The 16,199-nt window shown below is 63.6% G+C and carries 15 protein-coding genes; 6 read left to right on the plus strand and 9 right to left on the minus strand.

The annotated features are described in order from the left end of the window. Positions 1-219: 219 nt before the first annotated feature. A complete protein-coding gene (locus tag H3V53_RS18205; protein WP_336599147.1) occupies positions 220-1,800 on the minus strand; it encodes an alpha-amylase family glycosyl hydrolase in 1,581 nt (526 codons plus the stop codon). Positions 1,801-1,848: 48 nt separating this feature from the next. Here H3V53_RS18205 and H3V53_RS18210 point away from each other — a divergent pair, with 48 nt between their 5' ends. The 6 genes from H3V53_RS18210 to H3V53_RS18235 all read left to right on the plus strand — a co-directional run bounded on the left by H3V53_RS18210 (position 1,849) and on the right by H3V53_RS18235 (position 8,052). Next, the gene (locus H3V53_RS18210; RefSeq protein ID WP_336599148.1) at positions 1,849-3,513 is read left to right on the plus strand and encodes an alpha-amylase family protein; all 1,665 of its coding nucleotides are present in this window, start codon (positions 1,849-1,851) and stop codon (positions 3,511-3,513) included. A 220-nt stretch (positions 3,514-3,733) separates the two neighbouring features. Beyond that, a complete protein-coding gene (locus tag H3V53_RS18215; RefSeq protein WP_054924544.1) occupies positions 3,734-4,426 on the plus strand; it encodes a phosphatase PAP2 family protein in 693 nt (230 codons plus the stop codon). 538 nt (positions 4,427-4,964) lie between these two features. Next, a complete protein-coding gene (locus H3V53_RS18220) occupies positions 4,965-5,834 on the plus strand; it encodes a transporter substrate-binding domain-containing protein (RefSeq protein WP_336599149.1) in 870 nt (289 codons plus the stop codon). A 21-nt stretch (positions 5,835-5,855) separates the two neighbouring features. Continuing rightward, entirely contained in the window at positions 5,856-6,500 is a 645-nt protein-coding gene (locus tag H3V53_RS18225; RefSeq protein WP_054924541.1) for an ABC transporter permease subunit, read from the plus strand. Then, on the plus strand, positions 6,497-7,156 hold the full coding sequence (locus H3V53_RS18230; protein WP_336599150.1) for an amino acid ABC transporter permease: 660 nt from the start codon (positions 6,497-6,499) through the stop codon (positions 7,154-7,156). The genes H3V53_RS18225 and H3V53_RS18230 overlap by 4 nt, the downstream gene beginning before the upstream one ends. Continuing rightward, positions 7,153-8,052, plus strand: coding sequence for an amino acid ABC transporter ATP-binding protein (locus tag H3V53_RS18235; RefSeq protein WP_336599151.1), 900 nt, complete (start codon positions 7,153-7,155; stop codon positions 8,050-8,052). Before H3V53_RS18230 ends, H3V53_RS18235 begins: the two co-directional genes overlap by 4 nt. Before the next feature lie 52 nt (positions 8,053-8,104). Here H3V53_RS18235 and H3V53_RS18240 read toward each other — a convergent pair whose 3' ends face one another. From H3V53_RS18240 to H3V53_RS18275, 8 genes are all read right to left on the minus strand, one after another. Continuing rightward, complete coding sequence (locus H3V53_RS18240; protein WP_336599152.1) at positions 8,105-8,935, minus strand: phytanoyl-CoA dioxygenase family protein; 831 nt, start codon at positions 8,933-8,935, stop codon at positions 8,105-8,107. Between the two features lie 73 nt (positions 8,936-9,008). Further along, positions 9,009-10,214, minus strand: coding sequence for an amidase (locus H3V53_RS18245; RefSeq protein ID WP_336599153.1), 1,206 nt, complete (start codon positions 10,212-10,214; stop codon positions 9,009-9,011). After that, positions 10,211-10,600, minus strand: a complete 390-nt coding sequence (gene hpxZ, locus H3V53_RS18250) for an oxalurate catabolism protein HpxZ (RefSeq protein WP_336599154.1) — start codon at positions 10,598-10,600, stop codon at positions 10,211-10,213. Before hpxZ ends, H3V53_RS18245 begins: the two co-directional genes overlap by 4 nt. Next, positions 10,597-11,790 (minus strand): oxamate carbamoyltransferase subunit AllG family protein, encoded by a 1,194-nt coding sequence (locus H3V53_RS18255; protein ID WP_336599155.1) that lies wholly within the window; start codon positions 11,788-11,790, stop codon positions 10,597-10,599. The genes hpxZ and H3V53_RS18255 overlap by 4 nt, the downstream gene beginning before the upstream one ends. 2 nt (positions 11,791-11,792) lie before the next feature. Next, a complete protein-coding gene (locus H3V53_RS18260; protein ID WP_336599156.1) occupies positions 11,793-12,416 on the minus strand; it encodes an SRPBCC family protein in 624 nt (207 codons plus the stop codon). A gap of 25 nt (positions 12,417-12,441) precedes the next feature. After that, entirely contained in the window at positions 12,442-12,960 is a 519-nt protein-coding gene (locus H3V53_RS18265) for a (2Fe-2S)-binding protein (protein WP_336599157.1), read from the minus strand. Further along, positions 12,957-13,793, minus strand: coding sequence for an FAD binding domain-containing protein (locus H3V53_RS18270; RefSeq protein WP_336599158.1), 837 nt, complete (start codon positions 13,791-13,793; stop codon positions 12,957-12,959). Before H3V53_RS18270 ends, H3V53_RS18265 begins: the two co-directional genes overlap by 4 nt. Beyond that, positions 13,790-16,198 carry a xanthine dehydrogenase family protein molybdopterin-binding subunit gene (locus H3V53_RS18275; protein ID WP_336599159.1) on the minus strand — a complete coding sequence of 803 codons (2,409 nt, stop codon included), beginning with the start codon at positions 16,196-16,198 and terminating at the stop codon, positions 13,790-13,792. Before H3V53_RS18275 ends, H3V53_RS18270 begins: the two co-directional genes overlap by 4 nt. Position 16,199: the final 1 nt, after the last annotated feature.

Consider the following 16,199-nt stretch of genomic DNA (forward strand, 5'->3'; position numbering starts at 1 on the left):
AGGCACGTATCTCTTGTAAAGACGCGTCCTGACCGTTGTACGGAAAGCGGGCTCGGCGCCCGCCGCATCCTCGATGCCCGCATACATTGTGCCTGGACGGCTGCCAACTAACCCGACGGCGAAGCTGGAATCAAGACTGACGAATCGAAGGTTGTCGCTCATCGATAACGGCAGCGAGGCGTTCGATATCCAGTTTTCGCCGCCGCTTGATAGCGGCCCTCACGTTCGGACAGACGCGACCAGCGCCTCGCCTTGCGCGAGATGCGTGATGCCCTCGCCAATGGCTTGACCGGTGCGAGATGTCACTGTCGACAGCAGCACGACGCCCGCTGGCGCTTCCATAATTGCATCTTCGCTGCCCATGTTCAGCGCGATGAAAACACGTTGATCGCGATATCGCCGCTCATAAGTCAGCACGTCGCCGCAGGCGGCAACATTCTCTATCGTGCCTTGCACGAGTTCCACATGACCGCGCCGCAAATCCAGAAGGCGCCGGTAGAGAGACAACATGCTCGACGGGTCGCCAAGCTGTTCGCGCACGCTCGCGGTCGACGCAATGGGCAACCACGGTCGCCCCTCCGTGAAGCCCGCATTGGGCAGTGCGCCATCCCATTGCATGGGCGTGCGCTCGGGATCGCGCCCCTGTCCCATGCCGGGTTGCCGACGCTCTGCCGGGTCCTGAATCTCATCCGAAGCGATGACGCCGTCTGTCATGCCGATCTCGTCGCCGTAGTAAAGCGTCGGCGTACCTCTCAGCGTCAAGAGCAATACGGCGGCGACGCGCGCCTGCGACGCGCCGATCCGTGACGCGACGCGCGGATTGTCGTGATTTCCCAGTACCCAGTTGGGCCACGCGTGTTCGGGCAAGGCGCTGTCGTAGTCCTGGATCATGCGGGCAATCTCACCGGCCGACCATCTCGCGTTGAGCAACTGGAAGTTGAACGGCATGTCCGCACCATCGCCAGCCGTGCCGTAGTACTTCACAAGCTGCGGAACGGGCAGGTAGATTTCGCCGATCAGCACACGCTCACCGTACTCGCGCAGCGTGGCGCGCATCGAGCGCACGATGTCGTGGACTTCCGGCTGATCCTCGGTGTATCGCTGCAATTGCCGATGATGGTCCGGCTCGCCAAACCGGTATGCGGTGTTGGGAGGATTGTCGCGAAACTGCGCATCCTTGATCAGCAGCCAAAGCACGTCCACACGAAAGCCGTCTACGCCGAGCTCCAGCCAGAAGCGCAGCACGTCGTCCATCGCGCGCCGGACTTGCGGGTTTCTCCAGTTCAGATCCGGCTGTTCGCGCAGAAACGCATGGTAGTAGTACTGCCGCGTCGTGCCGTCCCATTCCCACGCCGAACCACCCATACGGCTCAACCAGTTGTTGGGCGGCCCGCCATCGGGCGCCGGATCACGCCACAAATACCAGTCCCGTTTCGGATCATCGCGCGACGAGCGGCTCTCCTCAAACCACGGATGCCGGTCAGACGAATGGTTAGGTACGAAATCCAGCAGTACCCTGAGTCCGAGCCGATGTGCGCGGTCCAATAATTGCTTGAAGTCGTCCAGCGTTCCGAACATCGGATCGACGTGGCAGTAGTCTGCGACGTCGTAGCCGAAGTCGGCCATCGGTGACGGGTAAACAGGAGAGATCCACACGGCATCGATGCCTAGCGCCGCGAGGTAGTCGAGGCGTGCGCTGATGCCGGGCAGATCGCCGATGCCGTCGCCGTTGCTGTCCTGAAACGAGCGCGGGTAGATCTGATAGATCACGCCGCGTTGCCACCATGCCAGCTCCGACATTGCTGTTCCCCTTCCCGATCGATTGTCTGGGCGCCTTGCGCGGATGACATGCTCAACGACCTCTGGTACAAGAACGCCATCATCTATTGCCTTTCGGTAGGCACGTTCATGGACGCAAATGGCGATGGCGTGGGCGACTTCCAGGGGCTCATGCGCAGGCTCGATTATCTGCAAGGGCTTGGCGTGACAACCATCTGGCTCATGCCCTTCCATCCGTCGCCCGGTCGCGACAACGGCTACGACGTCAGCGACTACTACAACGTCGATCCGAAATACGGCACGCTCGGAGATTTCGCGGAGTTCACGCACGCGTGCGCCGAGCGGGGCTTGCGCGTCATCATCGACCTCGTGGTGAATCACACGTCCGACCAGCATCCGTGGTTCAAAGAAGCACGCAGCGATCCCGGTTCGAAATATCGCGACTGGTACGTCTGGTCAGATAGCAAGCCACCCAACGCAAACCGTGGCGTCGCGTTTCCGGGCGTGCAGAAGTCGACCTGGACCTTCGACAAGCGCGCAAAGCGCTGGTACTTCCATCGCTTCTATGATTTTCAACCGGACCTCGATACTTCCAATCCACATGTACAGGCCGAATTGCTGAAGATCATGGGATTCTGGATTCAGCTCGGGGTGTCCGGCTTTCGCATGGACGCCGTACCCTTCGTGATCGCCAGGAAGGGTTCAAAGGTTCGAAAGCCGGTCGAGCAATACGACATGTTGCGAACCTTCCGGGAATTCCTGCAGTGGCGCGAAGGCGACGCAATTATTCTGGCGGAAGCGAATGTGCTGCCCAACACGGACCTTGAGTACTTCGGCGACGAAGGCGAGCGGCTGCCGATGATGTTCAACTTCCAGGTCAACCAGAACACTTTCTACACGCTTGCGACCGGCGATACCAAACCACTGATAACCGCGCTCCTCGCGACGAAGCCCCGGCCCGCCACTGCGCAATGGGGCGTGTTCCTGCGCAATCACGACGAACTCGACCTGGGTCGTCTCACGCCGGGACAGCGTTCGGCCGTCTTCGCGGCGTTCGGGCCCGATCCCGACATGCAACTTTACGGGCGCGGCATTCGCCGCAGGCTTGCGCCGATGCTAGCGGGCGACAGACGTCGCCTCGAACTCGCCTATAGCCTGATGCTGAGTTTGCCGGGCACACCCGTATTCCGTTACGGTGATGAAATCGGCATGGGCGACGATCTGCGCCGGCCCGAACGCGAGTGCGCCCGCACACCGATGCAATGGTCGAATGAGCCGCAGGCTGGCTTCACGAAGCATCCGAAACCGCTCATTCCCGTGATATCCGATGGGCCATACGGTTTCGATCGGGTCAATGTAGCGAAGCAGCGGCGCGACCCGCAATCGTTTCTCAACTGGACAGAGCGAATGATCCGCATGCGCCGGGAAGTGCCGGAGGTCAGTTGGGGAGAGTTCGAAGTATTGCGCACATCGCGCACCGATGTGCTCGGGTTGACTTATCACTGGCGCAACAACTCCGTCCTCTTCGTGCATAACTTCGGCGCCGAGGCGTGCACCGTACGGTTTCGCCTGCGCCGCAACGAGCCGGGTAGAGACACGTTGATTAATCTTCTCTCCGACGACCATAGCAGGTCAGACGATAACGGTCGGCATACGGTCGTGCTCGAGCCGTATGGATATCGGTGGTATCGCGTCGGCGGACTCGATTATCTGCTCAGGCGCACTGAGGTTTAAAGGAGAATGGACATGCCGGATCATCGACTGCGATGGTGTCCACGTGTGCACTGCTCTGCCCCAGATGCCTTTCCAAAGGGAAACTCGCGCAGTAAGCCGTTAGTGAAAGTTGTCGATAAACCGCGCAGTAAAAATTGTCAGTGTATGTAAGCATCTGAAATGCTGCGCGATTTATGAGCTATGCTAGCGCCAACGCGACCAGCTCAGTTCCTTGCCCACCGTGAATAGCTTCGATTCGTCAATCGAAACATATCTGTCCAATATACACTTCGCCGATTTAACGACCCGATTCATAGAAGCCATTGCTGACCTTTATACCTTCAAAGGTCTCGTTCTCATTCCCGTGCTGTGGTGGATGTGGTTTCAACAGGACGAGCGCCGCGAATGGCGGCGGGAAATGGTTCTCGCGACGCTTCTGAGCGGTCTCATGGCGCTCTTCGTCGGAAGACTGCTGACCCACTGGCTGCCGTTCAGAGTGCGCCCTGTCTATAGCACCGAACTGCATCTGCACTTTGCCGATAGTGATATCAAGCAGGCACTGCTGACAACCTGGAGTTCCTTCCCAAGCGATCACGCCATGCTATGGATGGCTGTCGCCACCGGCATTTTCCTCGTGTGGCGTGGCATCGGTGTACTGGCGATTCTTTATACCGTGTTAATCATTTGCCTTCCGCGCGCCTATCTCGGCTTTCACTATCCGACCGATTTGCTGGTGGGCGCCGCCGTGGGAATCGGAATCACCTATCTCATGACGCGAGATGCTATACGCGTGCGCTACGCGACGCCGGCGTTGCGATGGATCGAACGTCGTCCGGGGCCTTCAGCGATGCTGGCTTTTATTCTTTGCCTCGAACTCGTTACGCAGTTCGATGAACTGCGCAAGCTGGCGAGCAGTGTCCTCAAACACCTATGAAGCCGTTGTGGTGCAGTGCCGTAAGCGTATCGGTGGTGGCGCTGCAAGGGTTCGTCGACCCAACACCCTTGGTCTTTGAAAGAACGCGGCAGCGGCTCGTCAGGTTTTCGGAAGAGGCGCACCAAATACGACGGAGAGTCGACGCCCACGGCTGTGGCCGCTGTCATGACCGTTACGCCCGGCATCCGCAGCAATAGCGACGCCCGCCGTACGCGTTGTCGCATCTGATAGTCGACGACGGACTCCCCTGTCGCGTCAACAGACCGGTTGCCGGCATTGCATGTCGCAACTCGGTGCGCCAATGCACGAATACAAAGCTTTTCAAACATGCGTGGTGCACCACACATTTTCGCCGGTACGCTTGCCTCACCTCACCCGCCGCTGCATCGGCGTTCACAGAGAAACAGATCGTTGGCATACCCCTTGCATATTCAAAAGCAGAATCGCCAGTACCAGAACGAATCAGCGATTTATCCTTCGTGATCGCGCGCATCGGAAGCGTTGCGCGCGATGACTACCACTATCAAAGGGGCTCTTCATGTCAGTCCGTCTTACTCGCCGCGGTTCCGCCCAGTCGACACAGCGCGCCGGCATCGCGTTCCTGCGCACCTGTGCGCTTGCGCTCGTCGCAACGTTCGGCATCGTTCATGCGGCGCACGCCGCCACCGCCGAGGAAATCAAGGCGCGCGGCTATCTGAGCGTCGCAACCGAGGACGACTACAACCCGTTCGAGTTCGTGGCAGACGGCAAGAACACGGGCTATGACAACGACCTGCTCGCGCTCGTCAAGAAAAAGATCGGCGTCGACGTCAAACAGCAGATCATGCCGTGGTCCGGCATTCTGCCCGGCGTGACCACGGGCAAATACGACATGGCGCTCACCGCCGTGCTTGTCACTGAAGAGCGCAAAAAGACCTTTGACTTTGCGTCCCCGACCTGCGAATCCATCACGTTCTATGCAACCAAAAAAGGATCGCCGATCAAGAGTCCCGACGACCTCGTCGGCAAGGTAGTCGGTGCAGAAACGGGCAGCGCCATGCTCGCGGACCTGAAACTGTTCGACGAGCAATTGAAGAAGAAGCACGGTGGAAACGGCATCAAGCAGATCGTCGAATACCAGTCGTACCCGGAGGCCTATCAGGATCTGGGCGTGGGCCGTGTCGATGCTGTCGCCAACACGCAAATCAGCCTTAATTCGCTCGTCAAGACCCGCCCGGACGTATTCACCGTCGGCCAGGCGATCGGCAAGCCGACCTACATTGCCTGGGCCGTGAAAAAGGGCAACACCGACGTGTTGAAGATGGTCGATGCCGCGCTGCTCGAACTGCGCAAGAGCGGCGAGATGTACCAGCTTCAGCAGAAGTGGCTCGGTTCGAGCTATAAGGACATGCCGCAGTCGGTCAACTGACGCCTACGCGCTCCCGCATCGATGAACGCCTTCGACTATTGGAGCATCGCTCAGGGCGCGCTGGCGACCGTGGTTCTGTCGGTCGTCAGCATCGTGTTCGGCGTCCCGCTGGGGCTGGGCCTCGCACTGATCCGGTGGGCACGTGTACCGTTTCTGAACCGCATCGTGGTCGCTTATGTGAGCCTCATCCGCTCATGTCCTGCCGTGACGCTCACATTGCTGATCTTCTTCGCGCTGCCGCAGTTCGGCATCTCGCTCGATCCGACGCCCGCCGCGATACTCGCACTCACCATCAGCACGGCCGCATTCAACTGCGAGATCTGGCGCGCGGCCCTGATCAACTTTCCGCGCGATCAATACGACGCGGCGCTCGCCTTCGCGATGCCGCGTACCGTGCGCTTTCGCCGCATCGTGATGCCACAGATCTGGCGCGCCAGCCTGCCCGGCCTCGTCAACGAGATGACCTTGCAGATCAAGTCGACGCCCGCAGTCGCCGTCATCGGCATCGTCGAGATCACGCGCGCGGCGCTGCGCGTCGGCGCCCGCACCTATGATCCGTTACCGCCTTTCGTTTTCGCGCTCGTGCTTTACGGGCTGATCGTGTTCGTGCTCGTCAAGGCGCAACGCATGATCGAGCGCCGCCAACCCGTGGAGGCTCGCGTATGACGGAGCACTTTCTGATCGTCTGGCAACAGCGCGCGGACGTGCTGTCCGGCCTGCTCGACACGCTCGGCCTGCTTGTGGTGGCGGCCGTCGCGTCGCTCGTGCTCGGCGCGCTGCTCACACCCGCACTGATGTCGAAGCGCCCGGCAATCGCGCGGCTCGCGACGCTCTATGTCGACGCGATGCGCTGCGCGCCCTTCCTGCTATTCGTCTATCTGATCTATTTCGGCCTGCCCACGGCGGGCATTCGTCTGTCGAACTGGTGGGCCGGCGCCGTCGCGCTGATTCTCTACAACACCGCCTACATGGCCGAGTTATTGCGCGGCGCGTGGGCCGGCCTGCCCACGCCGATGATCGAGGCCGCGCGCGCTTACGGATTTCATGGCTTCGGCCTGGTACGCCGGATCATCCTGCCGCAGGTCTTCACGGTCGCCTTGCCGATGATCGGCAATCAGCTCGTGCAGATCGTCAAGGACAGCGCATTCCTCACCGTGATCGCGGTCGGCGAACTCACGCATCAGATGAACGGCATTCAGGCGACCTATTTCATTCCGTTTGCCGCGTTCATCACGGCGGTGCTGCTGTACTGGGCCATCTGCCTCGTGATCGAAAGCGCCAGCGGCTTACTCTCGAGATTTGCCGAGGAACGCAGAGCATGAACATTTCGAACGACGTCCCGCCCGCCATCATGCGCGCAGCCGACGCAGCCGGGCATTCGTCCAGCCCTTGCGGCGAAGCGGTGCGGCCGGGCGCCGAAACGGTCCTGCAACTCAACGGCATCTCCAAGTCCTTCGGCGAAAACAAGGTGCTGCGCGACGTGTCGCTCACCGTGCACAAAGGCGAGACTGTGTGCCTGCTCGGACCGTCGGGTTGCGGCAAGTCCACGTTGCTGCGCTGTGTGAACTGGCTCGAGGTTCCCGACGCGGGCACGGTACATGTGTCGAACCGGCGCATGGGCGTGCGCGAAGGTTCGTCGATCAAGATGAGCGACGCCGAACTCGCGCGTTCGCGCGCGCGCATCGGCATGGTGTTTCAACACTTCGCGCTGTGGCCGCACCTGACGGTGCTGCAGAACGTAATGGAAGCGCCATTGCACGTGCTCGGCCGTCCGCGCGACGAAGTGCGCGCGCAGGCCGAACGCCTGCTGGAACGCGTCGGTCTCGCAGGCAAGATGGACGCGTTTCCGTCCCGGCTTTCGGGCGGACAGAAGCAGCGGGTGGGCATCGCGCGCGCGCTCGCGATGAAGCCCGACATCCTGCTGTTCGACGAGCCCACCAGCGCGCTCGACCCGATGCTCGTCGGCGAAGTGCTGCACGTGATGCGCTCGCTCGCTCAGGAAGGCGCGACCATGGTGATCGTGACGCACGAGATGGAGTTCGCGCGCCAGGTGGCGAGCCGCGTCGTCTTCATGGATGCGGGCCAGGTGATCGAGACCGCCCCGCCCGAGCAGTTCTTCAGCGCACCGCAAACGCCGCGCGCACGACAGTTTCTTGCGCGTTTTCGCGCGCCGCACCACGCGGCCGACGACTGGAGCGAGACCTCGAAGTTCGCCTGAGGCGATCCCGGAATCGCAGCGCGTCGAGCGGCGCGATTCCGGGCTGCGTCATTCATTGCGGCGCGGCCATGTCCGCTGCCTGCTTCACTTCCCCGTCCTTGTATTTGCCCCACGTTTGCGCGAGTTCGCTCATCGAGCGTGGATCGCAATCGTATTCGGGCAGCGTGTCGGGGTCCCAATGATCGAAGCGGTCGACGCCGCGCACGAGCGTCGCGCGACGCCGGCCCGAAGCCGAGCGGACATGCGCCGGCACATAGAAAAACGCGAAGCCGATACGCCTGTCATCCGAACGGTTAGGCAGCGAGCTGTGCGCAGTGCGTTCGTGATGCATCGAAAATTCACCGGGCTCCAGCGGCATTTCGACAGCGAGGTTCTCGTCGATGCCGACAAGCGTCTGCCCTTTCGCGAGCATGTTGTCTTTTGCGTAGGTTTCGACATGCCGCAAGTCAGGTCCGCTGTGCGAGCCGGGCAAGACGCGCAACACGCCGTTCAGCGAGTTCGCGGGCGTGAGCGCGACCCACACTGTCACTTCTTCATGCGGCGTGAGCCCGAAATACGTCGAGTCCTGATGCCACGACACATAACGCGGATCGCGTCCATTCTTAGCGAAGATGGACGCGCCGAACAGCATGATGTCCGGCCCGATCAGGTCTTCGACGGCATCGAGAATCACGCGATGACGCGCGAGCTCGACGATCGCGGGCAGCGCCAGATGACCCTTGATTTTCAGGGTCTTGTTGACGTCCTCGCCGGAGGACGCCTCGTATTGTTCGATGATGCGGCGATATTGCGCGGCCTCTTCCGCACTGATCGCGCGCATCGGGTAGACATAGCCGTGCTCTTTGAAGTGCGCGATCTGCGCTTCGCTCAAGTGCTTCGTCATGGACGTTCCTTTTGGTGTGCTTCAATCGGAGAACCGCGTTGCTCATCCATCGCCAGGCAAGGTCCCGCGAGACTTACCGCAGGGCTTCGTGCACCGCGCGTGCGGCGCGCAGCACAGCTTCATCGGCGCCGCGCGCGCCGATCAGCGACAAGCCGACAGGCGCGCCCTCGAAGCGCGTCCACGGCATGCTCACTTGCGGCAGGCCTGCGAGCCCCGCGACACACAGCATCTGCTGCGAACGCGCGCGCGTGTGATCGACTGTCTCCGCTGAAGCATCTGCGCGGGGCGCGATGCCCGGCACGGTCGGCACGAGCCAGTACGTGCCTTGCGCAAGCGCATCGGCCATCGTGCGGATCGCGTCGACGCGAACGCGCTGCGCATCGGCGATCTGTTCGCACGTGATGGTCCCGCTCATCGCAAAGCGCGCGCCGACGTCGGGCCCGAAGCTCGCCGCGTGCTCGCGCGCCCAGACGCCGTAGCGTTGCGCGATTTCCGCCGCCTGCAGTACACGAAACGCCTGAGCCCAATCAGCAAGCGACGCCTCGAGCTCGACGAAGCTCACCGCGTCGCCGAACGCTGGCAGCAATGCTTCGAAGCGCGCCGACACAGGCGCATCGACGCAGGCGAGCAGATTGCGCGGCACGTGCAGGTTGAACGATTCGTCGCGCTCCGTGACGATGCTTTGCGCCAGCACTTCGAACACGTCGGCGAGCCTGCGTGCGTCCCTCGCGAACCAGCCGACCGTGTCGAAACTGTGCGCGAGCGTGAGACAGCCATCCGACGCGATGCGCCCATGTGTGGGTCGCATGCCCCACACGCCGCAATAGCTCGCAGGCAAACGCACCGAGCCGCCGCAATCGGTGCCGAGCGCGATGTCCGCGTGCTCTGCCGCCACGGCGACCACCGATCCCGACGACGAGCCGCCCGGAATGCGCGCAGGATCGGCGGGATTGACGGGCGTGCCATAGTGCGCGTTCACGCCGGCGAGGCTGTAGGTCAGTTCATCGGTGACGGTTTTGCCGATCCATTGAGCGCCTTCTTCGAGCAACGCGCGAACGGCCAGCGCGGTTCTGGCGGCGACCGGCTGCTCGTCGCGCCACGCGAGATTGCCGCTGCCCGTACGAAGCCCGGCGATATCGAACACGTCCTTCACCGCGAGGCGCAGGCGCGCGAGCTTGTCGCCCGAGCGCGGCGGCTGCGCGGCGGCAGGCAGCGCATCGAAGCCGTCGGCAACGAATGCCCCGTGCAAATCCGGTTGCAGCAGATCATTGCGCATCATGACGGGTCCATCCAGCTGACATGCGCCGCGACTACCCGCCATTGGCCGTCGATCCGCGCCCACGTCTGCGATTGACGCCCGACGCGCACCTCCCCCGTGCGCGCGAACGTGATGTTCGCGACGGCGAAGTCCGCGCCGAACGTCGTGACCGAGCGATCGACGACGGTGCGCACCAGGCCCTTGCCCGGGCGCTGCGCACGAAATGAGCGGATCGCATCGTAACCTTGCAGGTTTTCCGTCGCGCCGAAGCGCAGCGTATGCGGGCTGTTCCAGAAGAGCGTGTCGAGAACGGGAACATCGTTAGTCGTGAGCGCGCGCTCGTATGCATCGAATGCAGCTTCGACGGCAGCAAGCGTCTCGGGATCGTTGATAGGCTCTACGCTCATGCGGCATCCACTGAGAGTTCTGTCACGGCACGCGCGAAGAGTTCAGGCGGTGCCGTATAAAGGCCGCGCCCCAGCAAGCCCGCGCATCCGTCGGCGCCGATCATTGCGATCGCGGCAAGGGGCGCGATACCTTCGTGAGCCACGCGCGCCGCATCGAGCACACCGGGCAGTTCCCAGAACGCGGGATGCGGTCCTGTATGCACGCGTGCCTGCCCGTCGCGCCATCCGGTGCGCAGATACGGCCCGAACGCTTGCGCAGGTTCCGGCGCGAACGCGAGTGCCTGTGCACCGAAACCCGCCGCGTCGATGACGCCGCTGTCGCCCGTGAGCGGCGCAGCGGCTGTCTGCTGTTGCGGATCGATGCGTGGGCCTTCTGGCGCGCGCGCAACGGCAGTGATCCAGCGCGCCGGCGCACCCGCGAGCCGAATGCCCACGCGCTCGCCGTTGCCCGCCAGCGCCACGACGAGCGTCGACGCCGACGGGCCATCGCGCGTGGCCGCCGACAGCATCAGCGCGCACGCGGCCATCCAGAGCGTCAGAAAGAAGAGCGGCGTCTGCGCCAGCATCGAGTCGACTTCGGCATGATCCAGGCGGGAGGCGAGCCGTGCGCGCAGCGCGGCGCTCGCGCCCGAGGTGCGCGCATGGAGATCGTCGCCGTCGTCGAAACCGGCCCGCGCCAGGGCGAGCAGATCGAACGAACCCTGTGCGAGCGCTGCATCGAGTGCGGGTGCGAGCACGGTGTCGCGCCACGTCATGCGTTCGAGTATGCGCACGTCGCGACTGCCGAAACGGATCTGCGGACCCGCGCCGCTGCCGAGCAACGACCACGCGCGCGCGGCGGGCTCGTTCGCATCGGCGACTTCAACCAGCGTCGTACGCGGCGAAACGACGGCCGCAAGCGGCGTGACCACGCCATACGACTGCGCACATTCAAGCCGGACTTCGCCTTGTTCGATCAGGCGCGCTGCGTGCGCTTCGTCGTTCGCCCAGCCTTCGTACAGACAGCACAGGATCGCCGACGAGCGCACTGGCGCGGAGGGCTTGCACGGATCGTCGAACGGCGGACCCGCGTGCAGCAGCGTGAAGTCCGGAACACGCACCGCGTCGCGCGCCGCCACGACGCCGCGCCATTGCGGACGCACCGCATGCACGCGGCTCAGCGCAAGCGCATTGGCATCATGGGCGCGCATGATCAGCGGCTCGCGAAGCTGAACAGTCCGCGCAAGCGCGACCACAGTATCTTCCAGAACAGATTGCCGACATCGAGTGGCGCGTTCGCGGGCTGCATGCGCACGCTCGCACGTGCCACTGCCTGCACTTCCGGTGCCGGCTCGGCCCGCTCTGCGGCGCCGATCTCCGCCGCTCCCGCTTCGTCGAGCTTCGCCTTGAGATTGTCCGCGAACGCTTGCGTCATGCGCGTGGCCAGTTCTTTCACGATGCCGCCTCGCGAAAACTGCGCGAGGCTGCCGCTGATCGCGTAATCGACCTTCACGTCGACGCGTGTTTCGCGCACCCCCAACGCTTCCAGCGCAAACGACGCCACGCCCTTGACGCGCGACGCGCTCTTGCGATCCACGCCGGTTCCCGTGATGCTGCCGCAATGCTGTGCGTCATCGAGCTTCATTTCGCCGTCGCCTGCGAACGACGCCACGATCGGCCCGAGCTTGACGGTCATCGCGAGCTTGAGCATTCCGTTGTCGACGGGCGCCGTGAGCGACGCACCCGGCAGACATGCGACGATGCCGGGCATATCGTGAAAGCGTGCCCATACGGCGTCGCGAGGATAAGGCACGCTGAAGCTTTGTTCGATTTCCATGGTGCGTCGGTCCGTATTCGAGGTTTCAGACGGTCACTGCGTGCCGCACCGGCGCGTCCGCGCACGCACGGCGCGCATCCAGCACGCGTCGAATCGCGCGCACGATGCCGACATAACCCGTGCAGCGGCACAGGTTGCCGGATAGTTCGAGACGCACGCGCGCGTCATCGGCATCGGGCAGGCGTGTGACGATATCCCGTGCGGTCATCAGCATGCCCGGCGTGCAGTAACCGCATTGCAGCGCGTGCTCGGCCGTGAACGCGGCGCGCAGCTCGTTCATGGTCTGGTCGTCGTCGAAGTCTTCGATGGTGCGCACGGCACTGCCCGCGCAGCTGATCGCCGGCGTGATGCAGGAGCGCGTGGGCACGCCGTCCACGTCGATCGTGCACGCGCCGCACACGCCCTGCTCGCAGCCGATGTTGGTGCCGCACAGCATGCGCTGCTCGCGCAGGAAGTCCGCGAGGCTGGTGCGCGGCTCGACGCGGTCCGCAACGGGAACGCGATTGACGACGAGTTCGATCGTCTTGATGAATGCGTCGTTCATGCTGCTCTCCCGTCCTGATTGCGAATGCCCGCCGCCGCGCGCACGAGCGCGACGCGATGCACTTCATGTTCGTAGCTGCCCGCTTCGAGGCCCGCCGCTTCGAGGTGCGCATCGAAACACGAGGTGTCCGGGTCCGCGTCGCACAGCAGCGCTCGCGCGTCGTCGATCGCATAGGGCGGCGCATCGATCGCGCCGATCACCGCGCGGCACACGCCGCGCGCCACGTCGTCGATGAACACCGCGATGGCTTCGGCGAATTCGCCGGGCTTGCGATTGAACTTGTAGTAGCTCCAGCGCGCCGTCGGTGAAAGCCGCGCAAAGCGCACACCCGTAAGGATCTCGTCCGGTTCGAGCGCGGTCGTGAATGCGCCCGCCATCCATTCCCGATGACCGATTGCGCGGGCGCCGCCCGGCCCCGCGACGAGAAAGGTTGCATCGAGCGCGCACATCGTATTGATCCAGTCGGCAGCGGGATCCGCATGCGCGAGACTACCGCCGAGCGTGCCGCGATTGCGCACCGCGCGATAGGCGATCCCGCGCGCGACATATTCCATGAACCCGCGCGTACCCGTCTCGACCTTGCCGTCCTCGATCTCAGCATGCGTGATGCACGCGCCGAGCGTGACGATGTCGCCCTCGATGCCGCATGTGCGCAGCGCCGCAATGGCGCGCAAGTCGACGAGCATTTCCGGTTGCGCGAGACGCAGGTTCATCATCGGCCCGAGCGACTGGCTGCCCGCCACGAACTTGCCCATGCCTTCCGTGACACGGATGAGCCCGATCGCCTCGTCGCAGGCCAACGGCTTTGCATAATCGTAGGTAGCGGCTTTCATGCGGGCATTCCTTTGCGCGCATCGGCTTGCTGCGCACGCTGCTTCGCGAGGGCTTCGACGATCAGGCGCGGCGTGATCGGCAACTGGTCGATACGCACGCCGAGTCCGCGCAGTGCATCGTTCACGGCGTTGGCAAGGGCGGCGGGCGGACCGATCGCACCGCTCTCGCCGATGCCCTTCTGCCCGAACTCCGTATAAGGCGCCGGCGTTTCCATGTGTTCGATGCGAATCGCGGGCACTTCCGTTGCGCCGGGCAGGATGTAGTCGGCAAGCGTCGACGCGAGCGGCTGGCCGTCTTCGCTGTACGGCATGGCTTCGTAGAGCGCCGTGCCGATGCCTTGCGCCGCGCCGCCGTAGACCTGTCCATCGACGACCATCGGGTTGATGAGCACGCCGCCATCTTCCACGATCACGTAATCGAGGATTTCGGTCTGACCGAGCGCCGGATCGACGGCAACGACCACGGCATGACACGCATAGCTGAAGGTGCCCGAATCGCGTTTTGCCTGATAGGACGTCGAGACTTCGAGGCCGCGCGGGTCGACGTCGGGCGGCAGCAATTGCGGCGCGAGATACCACGTGTGCGCGATCTCCCGCAAGGTGCGGCGCGCCGCCTTGCCGACGACCGCGCCGCCCTCCCAGCGCACTTCGCTGACCGGTTCCTGTAGCAGATGCGCGCCGATTTTCATCAGCCGCTCCTTGAGTTCCTTCGAAGCGCGGCCGACTGCGCCGCCCGCCATCACGATCGAGCGCGAGCCCCACGTTCCCGTGGAATACGGCGTGACGCCCGTGTCGCCGAGCACGATGCGCACGCGGTCGGTGTCGATGCCGAGCACTTCATGGGCAATCTGCGCGAGCGTGGTCTCCATGCTCTGCCCATGCGAATGCACACCTACGCGCACTTCGAGCACGCCGTCGGGCGTGAGGCGGATCACAGCGGGCTCGTAGCCCGGCACCATCGGAATGCCCCAGCCGTGGTACACCGACGTCCCGTGCGCGCCCTGCTCGCAAAAGACCGACATGCCGAAGCCGATGCGCCTGCCGTCTGGCTCGCCGTGCCGCTGACGCGCGCGCACCGCGGGCAGGTCGATGGCGGCCATCGCACGGCGCACGGCCTCGGGATAGTCGCCGCTGTCGAAATGCTTCTTCGTGATGTTGTCGTAGGGCATCTCATGCGGCTGCACGAGATTGCGCAAACGCACCGCATAAGGCTCGATCCCAGCTTCGAGCGCAATTGCGTCCATGATTGTTTCGATCGCGTAGCACACGCCCGTTCGCGCCACGCCGCGATAGGGGAGGATCGGCGGCTTGTTGGTCGCGACCGACCACGTGCGGCAGCGAAAACGATCCATCCTGTACGGTCCCGGCAAAATGCTGCCGACCTGCGCCGCCTCCAGGCACGCTGAAAACGGATAGGACGAGTACGCGCCCGAATCCACGTGCGCATTGCATTCGACTGCGAGCAAGCGGCCGTCGCGGTCCGCATAACCGGTGATGTCGTAATCGTGCTCGCGGCAGTTCGCATTCGCGGTGAGCTGCTCGCGGCGGTCCTCGATCCAGCGCACTGGTTTCTCCAGCTGCATCGCGAGCCAGCCGCAGCAAACTTCCTCGGGCAGCAGAATGCCCTTGTAGCCGAAGCCGCCGCCTACATCGGGTGCGATTACACGTACCTGTCCCTCGTCGAGGCCGAGACATTCCGCGAGTCCCGTGCGCGTAATGTGCGGCATTTGCGCGGAGGTGTGCACGATCAGTTGCGACAGGCGGCGGTCCCAGTGCGCGACGACGCCGCGCCCTTCCATCGGCGCCATGCTCTGACGCGCGGTGCGCAGCCTGCGATGCACGCGGATCGGCGCATCGCGGCGAATCGCGTCGAGATCGACGTCGGGGTTCGCATCGACAAAGGTTTCGAGAAACACGTTGTCGCCCCAGTGCTCGTGCACGAGCGCTGAATCTTCCCGGCGCGCATCGAGCATGTCGACCACGGCGGGCAGTTCCTCGAAATCGACGAAGACCTGCGCAGCGATATCCTCGGCTTCGGCGCGCGTCGCGGCGACGCACATCGCGATGGTTTCGCCGACCTGACGCACCTTGCCGCTCGCGAGCACGGGCTGCTGCGAGCTTTTGAAGCCCGCCAGCCCCGAATTCGCGACGATAGGTTTCACGCCCTCCAGATCGGCGAGCGTATAGACGGCGTGTGCGTGCGCTTGCGGCTTCTCAATGCCGACGATATGCCCATGCGCAATCGGGCTGCGCACGAATGCCACGTCGACCATGCCGACCATGCGGATGTTGGGCACGTACTCGCCGCGCCCGTGCATGAAGCGCTCGTCTTCCTTGCGCGTGAGCGAAGCGCCGATGCCTTGCGGGCGATGCGCGTCGCTGCGTGTGGGGGGACGTTTGATCATC

This window comes from Paraburkholderia bengalensis (assembly GCF_037126505.1).
Lineage (GTDB): Bacteria > Pseudomonadota > Gammaproteobacteria > Burkholderiales > Burkholderiaceae > Paraburkholderia > Paraburkholderia bengalensis.

What these genes read in the sequence shown, in the direction of transcription:
- H3V53_RS18205 (WP_336599147.1), bottom strand. Translation starts at nt 1,800, where the DNA reads ATGTCGGAGCTGGCATGGTGGCAACGCGGCGTGATCTATCAGATCTAC.
- H3V53_RS18210 (WP_336599148.1), top strand. Translation starts at nt 1,849, where the DNA reads ATGCTCAACGACCTCTGGTACAAGAACGCCATCATCTATTGCCTTTCG.
- H3V53_RS18220 (WP_336599149.1), top strand. Translation starts at nt 4,965, where the DNA reads ATGTCAGTCCGTCTTACTCGCCGCGGTTCCGCCCAGTCGACACAGCGC.
- H3V53_RS18225 (WP_054924541.1), top strand. Translation starts at nt 5,856, where the DNA reads ATGAACGCCTTCGACTATTGGAGCATCGCTCAGGGCGCGCTGGCGACC.
- H3V53_RS18230 (WP_336599150.1), top strand. Translation starts at nt 6,497, where the DNA reads ATGACGGAGCACTTTCTGATCGTCTGGCAACAGCGCGCGGACGTGCTG.
- H3V53_RS18235 (WP_336599151.1), top strand. Translation starts at nt 7,153, where the DNA reads ATGAACATTTCGAACGACGTCCCGCCCGCCATCATGCGCGCAGCCGAC.
- H3V53_RS18240 (WP_336599152.1), bottom strand. Translation starts at nt 8,935, where the DNA reads ATGACGAAGCACTTGAGCGAAGCGCAGATCGCGCACTTCAAAGAGCAC.
- H3V53_RS18245 (WP_336599153.1), bottom strand. Translation starts at nt 10,214, where the DNA reads ATGATGCGCAATGATCTGCTGCAACCGGATTTGCACGGGGCATTCGTT.
- hpxZ (WP_336599154.1), bottom strand. Translation starts at nt 10,600, where the DNA reads ATGAGCGTAGAGCCTATCAACGATCCCGAGACGCTTGCTGCCGTCGAA.
- H3V53_RS18255 (WP_336599155.1), bottom strand. Translation starts at nt 11,790, where the DNA reads ATGCGCGCCCATGATGCCAATGCGCTTGCGCTGAGCCGCGTGCATGCG.
- H3V53_RS18260 (WP_336599156.1), bottom strand. Translation starts at nt 12,416, where the DNA reads ATGGAAATCGAACAAAGCTTCAGCGTGCCTTATCCTCGCGACGCCGTA.
- H3V53_RS18265 (WP_336599157.1), bottom strand. Translation starts at nt 12,960, where the DNA reads ATGAACGACGCATTCATCAAGACGATCGAACTCGTCGTCAATCGCGTT.
- H3V53_RS18270 (WP_336599158.1), bottom strand. Translation starts at nt 13,793, where the DNA reads ATGAAAGCCGCTACCTACGATTATGCAAAGCCGTTGGCCTGCGACGAG.
- H3V53_RS18275 (WP_336599159.1), bottom strand. Translation starts at nt 16,198, where the DNA reads ATGATCAAACGTCCCCCCACACGCAGCGACGCGCATCGCCCGCAAGGC.